12 protein-coding genes are annotated in these 12407 nt (G+C 74.7%); 8 read left to right on the forward strand and 4 right to left on the reverse strand.

The genetic code is table 11. From position 1 onward, the window contains the following. Positions 1-5: 5 nt before the first annotated feature. Together ACZ5GH_RS34165 and ACZ5GH_RS34170 are read left to right on the forward strand one after the other, a co-directional pair. Positions 6-4559, forward strand: a complete 4554-nt coding sequence (locus ACZ5GH_RS34165; protein WP_464336241.1) for an HAD-IC family P-type ATPase — start codon at positions 6-8, stop codon at positions 4557-4559. 89 nt (positions 4560-4648) lie between these two features. Next, positions 4649-5860 (forward strand): GNAT family N-acetyltransferase, encoded by a 1212-nt coding sequence (locus ACZ5GH_RS34170; protein WP_464336242.1) that lies wholly within the window; start codon positions 4649-4651, stop codon positions 5858-5860. Positions 5861-6151: 291 nt separating this feature from the next. Here ACZ5GH_RS34170 and ACZ5GH_RS34175 read toward each other — a convergent pair whose 3' ends face one another. Next, positions 6152-7528: a COG1470 family protein gene (locus tag ACZ5GH_RS34175; protein ID WP_464336243.1), complete on the reverse strand. Its 1377-nt coding sequence runs from the start codon at positions 7526-7528 to the stop codon at positions 6152-6154. A gap of 218 nt (positions 7529-7746) precedes the next feature. Here ACZ5GH_RS34175 and ACZ5GH_RS34180 point away from each other — a divergent pair, with 218 nt between their 5' ends. Then, positions 7747-8484 carry a helix-turn-helix transcriptional regulator gene (locus ACZ5GH_RS34180; protein WP_387757276.1) on the forward strand — a complete coding sequence of 246 codons (738 nt, stop codon included), beginning with the start codon at positions 7747-7749 and terminating at the stop codon, positions 8482-8484. Positions 8485-8556: 72 nt separating this feature from the next. Here the strand turns inward: ACZ5GH_RS34180 and ACZ5GH_RS34185 are convergent, their stop codons facing one another. Together ACZ5GH_RS34185 and ACZ5GH_RS34190 are read right to left on the reverse strand one after the other, a co-directional pair. Then, positions 8557-8757: a DUF397 domain-containing protein gene (locus ACZ5GH_RS34185; RefSeq protein WP_464336244.1), complete on the reverse strand. Its 201-nt coding sequence runs from the start codon at positions 8755-8757 to the stop codon at positions 8557-8559. Then, a complete protein-coding gene (locus ACZ5GH_RS34190; protein WP_464336245.1) occupies positions 8754-9602 on the reverse strand; it encodes a helix-turn-helix domain-containing protein in 849 nt (282 codons plus the stop codon). Before ACZ5GH_RS34190 ends, ACZ5GH_RS34185 begins: the two co-directional genes overlap by 4 nt. Before the next feature lie 268 nt (positions 9603-9870). Between ACZ5GH_RS34190 and ACZ5GH_RS34195 the strand changes: the two genes are divergently transcribed. The 5 genes from ACZ5GH_RS34195 (at position 9871) to ACZ5GH_RS34215 (ending at position 11983) form a co-directional block, all read left to right on the forward strand. Continuing rightward, the gene (locus tag ACZ5GH_RS34195) at positions 9871-10239 is read left to right on the forward strand and encodes an ATP-binding protein (protein ID WP_464336246.1); all 369 of its coding nucleotides are present in this window, start codon (positions 9871-9873) and stop codon (positions 10237-10239) included. Then, positions 10236-10502 (forward strand): hypothetical protein, encoded by a 267-nt coding sequence (locus tag ACZ5GH_RS34200; protein WP_464336247.1) that lies wholly within the window; start codon positions 10236-10238, stop codon positions 10500-10502. The genes ACZ5GH_RS34195 and ACZ5GH_RS34200 overlap by 4 nt, the downstream gene beginning before the upstream one ends. After that, positions 10490-10630, forward strand: a complete 141-nt coding sequence (locus ACZ5GH_RS34205; RefSeq protein WP_464336248.1) for a hypothetical protein — start codon at positions 10490-10492, stop codon at positions 10628-10630. Before ACZ5GH_RS34200 ends, ACZ5GH_RS34205 begins: the two co-directional genes overlap by 13 nt. Before the next feature lie 85 nt (positions 10631-10715). Continuing rightward, entirely contained in the window at positions 10716-10850 is a 135-nt protein-coding gene (locus ACZ5GH_RS34210) for a hypothetical protein (protein WP_387757286.1), read from the forward strand. Beyond that, positions 10847-11983 carry a methyltransferase domain-containing protein gene (locus ACZ5GH_RS34215; protein ID WP_464336249.1) on the forward strand — a complete coding sequence of 379 codons (1137 nt, stop codon included), beginning with the start codon at positions 10847-10849 and terminating at the stop codon, positions 11981-11983. The genes ACZ5GH_RS34210 and ACZ5GH_RS34215 overlap by 4 nt, the downstream gene beginning before the upstream one ends. Before the next feature lie 71 nt (positions 11984-12054). On the opposite strand, the gene ACZ5GH_RS34220 is transcribed toward ACZ5GH_RS34215, so the two are convergent. Next, positions 12055-12399, reverse strand: a complete 345-nt coding sequence (locus ACZ5GH_RS34220) for an ArsR/SmtB family transcription factor (protein WP_464336250.1) — start codon at positions 12397-12399, stop codon at positions 12055-12057. Positions 12400-12407: the final 8 nt, after the last annotated feature.

Below are 12407 nucleotides of genomic sequence, written 5' to 3' on the forward strand. Positions count from 1 at the left end.
GAGCGATGGTCCTGCGCTTCGCGACCCGCATGTCGGCGGCCGGCCTCGGACTGGCCCTGGCCGCGCCGGTGGCGGCCGCCCGCGCCGCGCTGCCGACCGCCCGCTCCGCCGTCCGGCTGACGGCGGCGACGGCCGAGGCCGGGGTCCGCACCGGCGCCCGCACCGCGCTCTCCGCGACCGCCACGGCCCGGCGGGTGGTCCGGGTGGCCGAGAACGCCGCCGCGGCGGGCCGGGGCTACTGGCAGGCGGGCAGCCGGATCCAGCTCCCGCTGCGCCCGGCGACGGCCCGGGTGCGGGACGTGGAGGGCGCGGCCCGGCGGGTGGCCCTGGGGCTGGCGAAGCGGCCGGACGTGGTCGCCGCCTACTGGGACGGCGGGCTGGCCCGGCTGGTGGTGCAACTGACCCAGGACGCGGTGGCCGAGCGGGTCGCGGACCGCGCCGGCGAACTCGCCGCCGGCCAGCGCCTGGAACCGGACGGCGACGCGGTGCTGGAGTCCTCGCACCCGGGCCGTGCCGGCAGTGTGCGGGTTCAGGCGATCGCCCTGGGCTGCGACGCGGTGGGCCTGGCGGCGGCGGTCGGCACCCGGGCGGTCCGGCTGCCGGCCGCGCCCCGGCTGGCCATCGCGGCGACCGCCCTGGTCCGCGAGGACCCGCAGGTCCGCGCGCTGGTGCGCCGCCGACTCGGTGAGACCGGCTCGGAGCTGGTGCTGGCGGCGGCCGGCGCGGCCGCGAACGGCGTCGGACGGGCGCCCGCCGCCGTGGCCCTCGACGCGGTGCTGCGGACGGGACGCCTGCTGGAGACGCTCGCCGAGGCCGCCGCCTTCGACACCGCGCACGACACGCTCTGCGCGCCCGGCCGACTGAGCGTGTCGGGACGCCACGCCACCGCCCGACCGGCGCTGCGCCCGCTGCCGAACGAGGAGTACGCGGACAAGGCGGTGGGCGGTACCCTGCTCGGCGCGGCCGGCGCCCTGCTGTTCACCCGCAGCATGGCGGAGGCCGCCGAGGGCCTGGTGGCCGGGAACCCCAAGGCCGCGCGCTACGGCCCGACGGCCTTCACCACCGCGCTGGGCACCGCGCTCGCCCGCGAGGGCGTACTGGTCCGCAACCTCGACCGGCTGCGCCGGCTCGAACTCGTCGACACCGTGGTCCTGCACCCCGACGCGCTGCGCGGCGAGGAGAGGACCGTCCTGGCGGTCGACCCGAACGTGTCCGACTGGGACCACGACCGGCTGTGGCAGGCCGCCACCGCGGCGCTGGACCAGTCGGCCGGAGCCGAAGCTCCACTCGAACTCTCCCCGGTTGCCGACCAGTTGGCGCAGGACGCGGATGCCGGGACCGGCCTGATGGTCGCGGCCGACCAGGGGCGGGCCGTCGGCACCGTCCTGGTCGGCCGGGCGATCGCCCCGCTCGCCGAGGCCGCGCTCGACGCCGCCCGGCGGGCCGGACTGCGCGTCCTGGTGGTCGACGACGGATCGCTCGGCGAATTCGGCTCGCTGGCCGACCAACTGATCGATCCAGGAAGGCCGTTGGCCGATACGGTGCGACAACTCCAGCGCGACGGCCGGGTGGTGCTCACCCTCGCCCGCGTCCCCTCCACCGAGGGAAGGGAGTTGACGGACGGCGCCAGGGAGCTACTGGCCGGACTGCTGCGCGGCGACCTCGCGGTGGCGGTCGCCGACCGGGGCGGTGCGGTGGTGTGGGGCGCCGACCTCCTGCTGACGGGCGGACTGGAGCCGGCCTGGCGGCTGCTGGCCGCGATCCCCGCCGCCCGTACGGTGGCCCGGCACGCCAGGACGCTGGCCGAGGCGGGTGCCGTGCTGTCCGGGCTCCTGGTCGTCACCCGGGGCAGGCGGCCCGGCGGCACCCTCCCGGTCGGCATCCGGCTCTCGCCCGTCAACCTCGCGACCGCGGCCGCCCTCGTCTCGGGCTGGCGGGCGGCCCTGCGGGTCGGCGCCCGCCGGCCCCCGCACCCGCCGCCGCGCGTCCCGTGGCACGCGCTCGCCCCGAAGGCGGCGCTGGCCCGGCTCACCGCCGTCCGGCGCTCGGCGCGCCGCCCGGGCGCCGAACAGGCGTGGTCGGACCTCGCCCGGCGGGCCCGGCGGGCTCCGGTCCTGGCCCCCGTGCGCGAGGCGGCCCGGGCGGCCGGCGCGCTGCGCTCCGAACTCGACGACCCGCTGACCCCGGTGCTGCTGGTCGGCGCGGCGGCCTCCGCACTGCTGGGCTCGCCGGTGGATGCGCTGCTGGTCGTCGGTGCCCTGGCGATGAACGCGCTGATCGGCACCGCGCAGCGGGTGAGGGCCGAACGCGCCCTGGCCGCACTGGAGATGACGCAGCACCGGACGGTCGACGTGGTCGAGGGGGAGCGGACCCGCACGATCGGGTCCGAGGACCTGGCGCCCGGCCAGGTGATCGAGCTGAACACCGGGGACGTGGTGCCCGCCGACGCCCGGCTGCTCGACGTCGAGGACCTGGAGGTCGACGAGTCCTCGCTGACCGGCGAGTCCCTGCCCACCGCGAAGCAGTCGGACGCCACCCCCGACGCCGCGGCCGTCGCCGGCCGCCGGTGCATGGTCTTCGAGGGCACGACCGTCGTCGCCGGGCACGCCCGGGCCGTGGTCGTCGGCACCGGCGAACACACCGAGGCCGGGCGGGCCGCGCACCTCGCCGCGCGCACCCCGCCCGCCGGGGGCGTCCAGGCGAGGCTGCGCGAACTCACCGGCCGCAGCCTGCCGTTCACCCTGGCCGGCGGGGCCGGGGTGGCCGCGCTGGCCGTCCTGCGCGGGCGCCCGGTGCGCGAGGCCGTCCGCGGCGGACTGGCCGTCGCCGTCGCCGCCGTACCGGAGGGGCTGCCGCTGGTGGCCACCGTCGCCCAGCTGGCCGCCGCCCGACGGCTCAGCCGGCAGGGCGTCCTGGTCCGCGCCCCGCGCGCGCTGGAGGCGCTCGGCCGGATGGACACCGTCTGCTTCGACAAGACCGGCACCCTGACGGAGAACCGGCTGCGGGTGGCCCGCGTCGCCACCGCCGACGGGACGAGGCGGCCGGCCGACGACCCGGCCGCGGTGCCCGTCCTGCGGACCGCGGCCCGCGCCTGTCCGCCCGCCGAGGACGACTCGGCGGTGCACGCCCACTCCACCGACGAGGCGGTCCTCGCCGCCGCCCCCGCCGACCTGCGCTGGACGCCCGGCAAGGTGCTGCCGTTCGAGGCGAGCCGGGGCTACGCCGCCGCGACCGGCACCGAGGAGGACGGCCGCCGGGTGCTGGTGGTGAAGGGCGCGCCGGAAAGCGTCCTGCCGGCCTGCGCCGGGGCGGGCGAGGCGGAGAACGACGTGGTGGCCGCCCTGGCGGCGGACGGGCTGCGGGTGCTCGCCGTCGCCACCCGGCCGCTGACCGGCGCCGAGGACGACGACGAGGCGCTCGACCGTCCGCTCGGCGAGCTGGAGCCGGCCGGCTTCGTCGCCCTCGCCGACACCCCGCGCGCCGGGTCCGCCGCACTCGTCGCGGGCCTGCGCGAGGCGGGGGTGCGGCCGGTCATGCTCACCGGCGACCACCCGGCCACCGCCCGCGCGGTGGCGGTCGCGCTGGGCTGGCCCGAGGACGTCGAGCTGGCCACCGGCGACGACCTGGCCGGCCTCGACCGCGGCGGCCGGGCCCGGGCACTGCGCGACTGCGACGTGGTCGCCCGGGTCGCACCGGAGCAGAAGGTGCTGGTCGTCGAGGCGCTGCGGGAGGCGGGACGGGTGGTGGCGATGGTGGGCGACGGGGCCAACGACGCCGCCGCCATCCGCGCCGCCGACGTCGGGGTGGGCATCGCCGCCCGCGGCTCGGCGGCGGCCCGCAACGCCGCCGACCTGGTGATCACCGACGAGGAGCTGACCGTCCTGACCGCCGCCGTCGACGAGGGCCGGGCGCTGTGGCGCAGCGTGGCGGACGCGATCACCATCCTGATCGGCGGCAACGCGGGCGAGATCGGCTTCTCCCTGTTCGGCACCCTGCTCTCGGGCCGCGCACCGATGTCCACCCGGCAGATCCTGCTCGTCAACCTGCTGACCGACATGTTCCCGGCGATGGCCGTGGCCGTCACGCCCCGGGACGAGCCGCCGGCGGAGCCGGGCGGGCCGGGTGCGGGCACCGCGGCGCTGGACGCCCCGCTCGCCCGCCAGATCCGCCACCGCGGCGTGGTGACCGCGCTCGGCGCGACGACCGCCTGGGCCATCGGCACCGCGACCCCGGGCTCGGCGCGGCGCACCAGCACCATGGCGCTGTGCGGTGTGGTCGGCGCCCAGCTGGCCCAGACCCTGACCGGGCGCCGGCACAGCCCGCTGGTCCTCGCCACCGTCCTGGGCTCCGCCGCCGTCCTCGCGTCCGTCGTGCAGACCCCGGGCCTCAGCCGCTTCTTCGGCTGCACCCCGCTCGGCCCGGTCGCCTGGGCGGGCGTCGCCGCCTCGATCGCCGTGGCCGTGGCGGCCCCGGCGCTGCTTCCGAGGGCCGAGCGCCTGGCGCGGGCGGCCCTCGCGCGGTCCCTGGCCGCGGCCCGGGCGCCGGGGCCGCGGCGGTAATTCGCTTGACCGGCCCGCGCGGCGACGCTGGACTTCGGGGGGGCGCCACACGGGGTGGTGGCCGCATCCCGGGGAGGCAGCAGCACCACATGGAGATCCGTTCCACGACCGACCAGGACCTCGGCGCCTTCGTCGACACCTTCCACGCCGCGCTGGGGATCTTCCCGGAGAGCCCGAACGCGGACGGCGGCGGGGTCTGGTGGGCGGCGACCGAGATGGACCGCAACCTGCTGGCCGTGACGGCGGACGGACGGCCCGTCGGCACCGCCGGCGCGTACAGCTTCGAGCTCACCCTGCCCGGGCAGGTCGTCGTCCCGGCCCCCGGGGTGACGGCCGTCGGCGTCCTGCCCACCCACCGCCGCCAGGGCGTGCTCACCGCGATGATGCGGCGCCAGCTCGCCGACCTGCGGGCCCGCGGGGAGTTCCTGGCCGTGCTGCTGGCCTCCGAGGCCGGGATCTACGGCCGGTTCGGCTACGGTCCGGCGACGTACACCCAGCGGCTGACGGTGCAGCGCCACCAGGCCGCCTTCGCCGCGCCCCGGGCGGCCGCCGCACCGGCGGGCGGTTCGGTCGAAGTGCTGCCCCGGGCCGCGTGCGGGGAGATCCTGGAGCAGGTCTACGACCGCTACCGGCGGGCCCAGCCCGGCGCGCTGTCCCGGCCGCGCCGCTGGTGGGAGCTGGGCGCGGGGCAGGTCCCGGTCGCCTCGACGCCGCGCTACGTCGCCGTCCACCGGGACGCCGACGGCACCCCGGACGGGTACGCGAGCTACTCGAAGGACGGTGACGCCCTGACGGTGGACGAGACCGTCGCCGTCGACGACGCCGCCTACACCGACCTGGCCCGGTTCCTGCTCGGCCACGACCTGGTCGCCCGGGTCGTGTTCCGGCACTGCCCGCCGGACCACCCGCTGCGCTGGCAGTTCGCGGACTTCCGGGCCGGCGAGCCGGGCGGGGAGACCGACTGGCTCTGGGTGCGGCTGCTGGACGTCCCGCGCGCGCTGACCTCGCGCGGCTGGTTCACGGACGGCGAGCTGGTCCTCGACGTCGACGACCCGTTCCTCGGCGAGCGCCAGCGGTACCTGCTGGCCGTCCGCGACGGGAAGGCCGCGTGCGTCCCGACGGACCGGGAACCCGACCTCTCCCTGGACGTGCGGGACCTGGGCTCGGTCTACCTCGGCGGCACCGCCCCGAGCGCGCTCGTCCGGGCCGGGCACATTCGCGCCCACCGCCCGGGCGCGGCCGTCCTCGCCGACGCCCTGTTCCGCGCCGAGCGCGCCCCGCACTGCCTGCACTGGTTCTGATCCGGCGGTCTCCGACCGCGATCACGCCGAACGCCGGCCCCGCCCTTTTCGAGGGCGGGGCCGGCGTTCGGCTTTCCCGGGGCAGCCCGAACCGTCCGCGGGGGCGGACCCGTTGCCCTGGAGGGCCAGGGCGATTGCCCCGGGGGGCAGATCACGGCGTGTCGCGGGCGGGTCGGTTTTGTTCGCACGGGTGCACGATGCAACAGTGTCCGTCGAGTATTGACATGGTCACGAGATGTGAGGGGGCGCGCGGGACGTGGGGGAATTCGGAGACGAACGGGTCGGAAGTGTTCAGTTCGCCCGCCGGATGTCGCTCAGTGTCCCGCTGACGTTGAGGAGTTCGTGGCACGTGGCCGCCTGCTTGCCCGACGCCGGGGTGCCCGGCGCCTCGCACGTCACGTTCGCCGTCACGGTCTGGTCCTCGGGGACCTGGATGGGGGTCACCCAGTGGTAGTCCTGGTTGCGGAAGGTCTCCAGGGCGATCGTGGTGATCGTCTTGTTGCCCGCCGTGATGGTCACCACGCCCTGGTCGCCCTGGAAGTTGGCCACCACGATGTCGGTGATGTCGAGCACCTTTCCGTGCGGCACCGGGTAACTGCCCGTCCCGGCAGCACCGTTCGCGGTCTGCACGTCGATCGTCTCGGAGAACTGCTGCCCCGTCCCCGGCACCGCCGGGCCCGCGCCGGGGCCGCCCTGGCCGCCCGGGCCGGTGGCGGGCTTCCCGGCGCCCGGCTTGGCCTGACCGCCGGGAGTCGCCCCGTTGGCGGGGGCGCCCGGCGCGTCACCGGCCGGAGCGCCCGCGGGCACGGCCGGGGTGGCGCTCTGCTGGGCGACGACGGCCTGTTCGGCGGCCTGCTTGGCGGAGCTGCGCACCGCCGGGCGGACCAGCGCGAACCAGGCCAGCAGCAGCGCGATCAGCGCGGCCAGCAGGGCGAGCAGCCAGGTGGGGAAGATCGGCAGCTGGACGAACTCGCCGTCCAGGACGGGCTTCTGGGGCGCGGGAGCGGCGGCCTCCGGGACGCTGCTCCCGGTCCTGCCGTCCTTGCCGTCCTTGCTCTCCGGCCGCTCCTCCGGGCCCACCGTCACCTCGAACGGCCAGGTCGCCGGCTTGCCGAACCAGATCAGCTTGCGGGTGCGCGCCTGGACCCGCACCTCCCCGGACTCACCGGGCTCCAGGCGCAGCTTCTCCGGCGTGACCGCGAACCGCAGGTCCTCGCCGGCCTGTCCGGGCGTGAAGGCCACCGTGGTGGGGGCGTTGCCCTGGTTGCGCACCGAGGCCCGGTAGCGCCCGCGCAGCCAGCCCCGGCGACGGCGCGGGGCGAGCGCGGCCTGCAACTCGTGGAACGGCGTCACGGTGACCGTGGTCTCCGGCACCCTCACCAGGTCGGGGCGCTCGACCGGCAGCACCCGGACGCCGAGCGGGAACTCGCCGGCCCGGCTGGCGGAGGACCGCGGCGGGGCCAGCCGGACCGTCACCGTCTCGGAGGTCCCGGGGTAGAGCGACACCCGGGCGGGCTCGACCGTCGTCCAGGCGGCGCAGTCGCCGACCACCTCGAACGTGTAGGCCTCAACGATGTCGAGGTCGTTGCGTACCGTCAGAGTCGCGGTGGCCACGCCACCGGGGGCCACCGTCAGTGCTGGCAGGCCGAGTTCGGCGGATGTGGTCATAGCGTGACGGTAGGGCCGTCCGGCGCCGGAGAAGAGGACCGTACGGGCAAGCTGTGGGCACACCCCTTGCCCGTACGGACCGACCGGAGACCCCGCCCGGTGCCGCCCCGGGACCGGCTCAGCCGCGCGTGACCCGCGCCCACGTTCCCCCGGCCGGCCCCCGCCCCGCGGGCAGCCGGCCGTCACCCTCGCAGGCAAGTGAAGAATGGAGTAGTTCGATGACGTCGACCGATACAACCCGGGAGGAAGCCGTCACCACACGCCGGACCGGGGTCGCGCCACGCTCCGGCACCGCCGCCGCACCCCGCATCCCCGAGCAACTGCGCGGCAGGCCGGCCCAGGTGCGGGTGGCGGTCTTCGCGGAGGACCTCATCCTGCAGACCGGCGTGGTCCAGACGCTGCGCCAGCGGCCCGAGGTGGAGCTGCTGAACGAGAGCGAGGCCGGCCGGGCCGAGGTCTCCCTGCTGGTGGTCGACGCGCTGACCGACACGGTGACCGAGCACCTGCGCCGGCTGCGGCTCGCCACCACGGGCCGGATCGGCCTGGTGGTCGGCCACTTCGAGGCCGGCGGTCTGCAGACCATCGTGGAGTACGGGGTCGCCGCGGTGCTGCGCCGCTCGGAGGCCACCCAGGACCGGCTGGTGCACCTGATCACGGCGTTGGCCAACGGAGAGGGCGTGATGCCCGGGGACCTGTTGGGCGAACTGCTCGACCGGATCGGGATGTTGCAGCGCACCATGCTGGACGGGCGGGGCCTGACCCTCTCGACGTTAACGGCACGGGAGGCGGAGATGCTGAAGCTGGTGGCGGAGGGCTTCGACACCAGCGAGATAGCCGCGAAGACCTCGTATTCCGAGCGCACGGTGAAGAACGTTCTGCACGAGATCATCACCCGCCTCGGCCTGCGCAACCGCGCGCATGCGGTGGGCTACGCGATGCGGCGCGGCCTCATATAGAGGACGGAAAGGAAGCGGGAAGCGGTGCCTCGCCCCGGGCAGGGCGAGGCACCGCTGTGCACGGGGGAGCGCTCAGAGGAGATCGAAGTCGAACTCCCCGGCGGCGACGGCAGCGATGAAGGCGGAGTGGGCCGCCCGGTCGAAGGCCAGGGTCGGCCCGGAAGGGTCCTTCGAGTCGCGGATGTGCGAGACGGGTCCGCCCGGGATGGCAACCTCGACACAGTTGTCGTCCCCGGCGCTGTAGCTGGACTTCTTGAAGGTCGGCTGGGTCACTTGATCCTGTCTCTCTGTGCGGTGATAAAGGCGAGCGAAGCATCGACGGACATGGCTTCTGCGGTGATCTCCTGGAACTTCGCCCGGTAAAGCTCCACGTCAGTCGGATCCTCGACCCACAGGCTGCTCAGCATCCCTTCGGCCAGGACGACATCGAGGTCCTTCCGCTGCGGAAAGCCCATGAGCGCGAACGCTCCGTTCATTCCCGGGTGGATCGCGGCACCGATCGGCATGACCTGGATGTTGATGTTGGACAGGCTGCTGAGCGTCAGGATCCTGTCCAACTGCGGGGCCATGATTTCCGGGCGGTTGGCGTTGGAGCAGAGGGCGGCCTCATGGATGACGGCCCACACCTGCACGGGGTTCGGCCGCGTCAGGATGGACTGCCGCGCCATTCGTACCTGGACCAGGTCCTCAACGGATCCGCCGGACCGGATGCGTAGCCGGTCGATGACGATGCGCGCGTATTCGGGGGTCTGGAAGAGGCCCGGGATCAAGGACGGTTCGTACGTCTTGTAGGTGGTGGCGTCGGCCTCAAGGAGGATCAGGTCGGTGGCGGTGGAGTTTATGACATCGCGGTAGCTCAGCCACCAGCCGCGCTTGCTTCCCTCCTTCGTGATGGCGATCAGCCCGGCGCGGTACTCGTCGTCCTCGCAGCCGTAGAAGTCGAGGAGCTTGTTGACGTCATCGACCTTGGCTGCCGTATGGGCTGTCTCGATCCGGGTGAGCTTGGCCTGGCTCATCCCAGTCGCCTCTGCCACCACCTCCGCGGTGAGTCTCCGCTCTTCGCGGAGCTTTCGCAGCACGCCGCCGAGCCGACGCCGGCGAACGGTTGACACCACCATGTGTTGTCCCCTCCAGAACTTTCAATTGACCAGTCTGCCTGTGCGCTGGGCGGTGGCGCTACCGACAACTGGCAGCCAGCGAGGCCGAATTCAGGTTCGATTTGCAAATTTGCGACATCAAGCGAGTGGCTTGCGCCACCTGCCACATGGGCTGCATGCTGAGCGTAGCGGATCGCCTGCGCTGAGTAGGAATCGATCTGTGGCCTTGCCGTTTCCCCGTCGGGGCTTGGCGAGGAATGATCCACTTCACCCCCGCGGAGGTTCCTTCGTGTCTCCCCTCGAATTTCCCCCTGACTGGTCGGCTGCGCGCGAGGAGTTGCGCGAGGCCACGGCGCGCGCCGGGTGGAAGCCCGACCTGGTCGCCGATGCCGAGGTCGCGCTACTCGAACTCTTCGTCAATGCCTGGCGTCACGGCGGCAGTGCGGCGCCGATCGTCGTCATCGCGCTGATCGACCACGTCCTTCGGGTCTCCGTCAGCGACGGGAGCCCCATCCTCCCGATCCAGCGCGACGGTTCCGACCTCCTCGCGGTCTCCGGCCGGGGCCTGCGCCTCGTCCGCTCCCTCACCGACCGCTTCGGCACGGAGCCCCGGAAGTCCGGGAAGTCCTGCTGGTTCGAGCTGGACTCGGCCGCGTGACCGCCGACCACCGCCGCCCGACCGGGCCGGCCGATCCGGTCATGCGCACGTACACCGAGCCGGAGGTGGCCTCCCTCCTCGCCGAACTCCACGAGCGCGGCCGCAAGTTCGGCCTCCTCTGGCCCGCCCTGGCCACGGACCGGGTGGTCGACGGCCGCGTCCTGGTCCGCTTCGGCGCCGCCCCGGCCAGCACCGTGCTCAACCTCCTCGCGATCCTCCGCCACTACGGCCGCGAGAAGGCCGAGGCCCCGTGCGACTCCTGATCGGCCTCGCACTTCCCCTCCTCCTGCTCCTCGCCATCGCCGTCGTCGGCCTCGGCGCGGTCGCCGTCCTGCGGATGCCCCACCGCCCGGACCTCGCCGCCGCCCCCGGCCGGAACTGCGACCGCTGACCCACCTCCTGAAGCCCCGCACAGGAAGTCGGCCCAGCCGACTTCCTGCTCCACCGAAGTACCGAACCAAGAGAGGTCCTTGACCATGGGTGACGAGAACAAGGGCGGCCCGAACGACGGCAGGAGCCCCGGGCACGCCAAGCCCGGCGGATCGTCGATCGGCCCGAAGCCGTCGTCGGACAGCCAGAAGCCCGCCCCGGACCCGAAGCACAAGAAGTGAGCCCCGACGAGCGCCGGGCCGCGCTGGTGGCCGCGCTGACCGAGAAGGGGTCCCTGTCGCCGGACTGGGCCCCGTCCGTGGCGGCCGTCCCGCGCCACGCGTTCCTCCCGGAAACCATCTGGGCGGACGAGGGAGGCGGCGCCGCCGAGTGCACCCGCTCCGAGGAGCCCGAACGGTGGCTGCGGCTCGCCTACAGCGATCTGCCGATCACCACGCAGTGGGACGACGGAGCCGACGACGGGACCCGCAGCACGCCCACGTCGTCGGTGTCGATGCCCACGGTGGTCGTCGAGATGTTGTCCGACCTGGGCGCGGAACCCGGTCACCGGGTGCTGGAAATCGGCACGGGTACCGGATACAACGCGGCACTGCTGGCGCACCGCCTGGGCGCCGGGACGGTGTCCACCGTCGAGGTGGACGCCCGGGTCGCCGCCCGGGCGCGCACCGCACTTCGCGGTGCCGGCTACACGCCCGAGGTCGTGTGCGGGGACGGATCGCTCGGGTGGGGCGTGCGCGCTCCGTACGACCGGATCGTCTCCACCGTGTCGGTGCGGCACATCCCGCCCGCCTGGCCGGCTCAGACCCGGCCGGGCGGGGTGATCGTCAGCCCCGTCTCGCCGCTGCTGGGCGGTGGGGCGGTGGTCCGCCTCACGGTGGACGGCGAGGGGACGGGGACCGGCCGGTTCACCCGCTCGTCGGCGTTCATGATGCTGCGACAGCAGCGCTACGAGGGCGCCCCGGTGGACGACTACCTGCCGGGGGAGTGGCCGGGCGACTCCGGACGGTCCTGGACGGAGCTCGACCCCGAGGCGATCGGGGACGACTGGTTGGCTCAGTTCGCCTGTGCCCTCGCCCTGCCGGATGTGTACTACCGGCGCAACGGCTTCGGCGAGGGCTGGACGTGGTGGCTGTTCGACACGGCCGTCACCTCCTGGGCGACCGTGGACTCCGTGCCCGGGCAATCCCGGTTCGAGGTCCGGCAGTCCGGGCCGCGCCGGCTCTGGGACGAGGTGGAGGGCGCCTACCGCCGGTGGGAGTCCGCCGGACGCCCCGGGTACGAGCGGTACGGGCTCACGGTGACCCCGGCCGGACAGACGGCCTGGCTGGACGAGCCCGGCAACCCCCTGAAGTGACGGCTGGGAGCAGGGCGTGCACGAGAAGTCGGCCCGGCCGACTTCTCGTGCGGCATCGGCGGTCCCTCGGGCTACTGCGCGGAACCGCCGCGGTCCGTCGCGGAATCGGCCAGCACCAGGTCGAGGAGACCGGGGAAGCGCCGGTCGAACTCGGGGCGGCGGAGCCGGTTGAGCCGGCGTGCTCCCTCGTCGCGCTGCTCGACGAGGCCGGCGGCGCGCAGCACGGTGAAGTGGTGGCTGCGGGTCGCCTTGGACACCGGAAGGTCGAACGTGCCGCAGGCGCGGGTCCAGTCGGGGGCGCCGGCCAACTCCCTGAGGATGGCGCGTCGTACGGGGTCGCCGACCGCGTCGAGCGCCTCCTGGAGCGACACCTCGGCCGGATGGGTGTGGGTGAGGCCGCGGGTGCGGGCGGACATGGGCCGGT

The organism is Kitasatospora sp. Xyl93 (assembly GCF_055383135.1).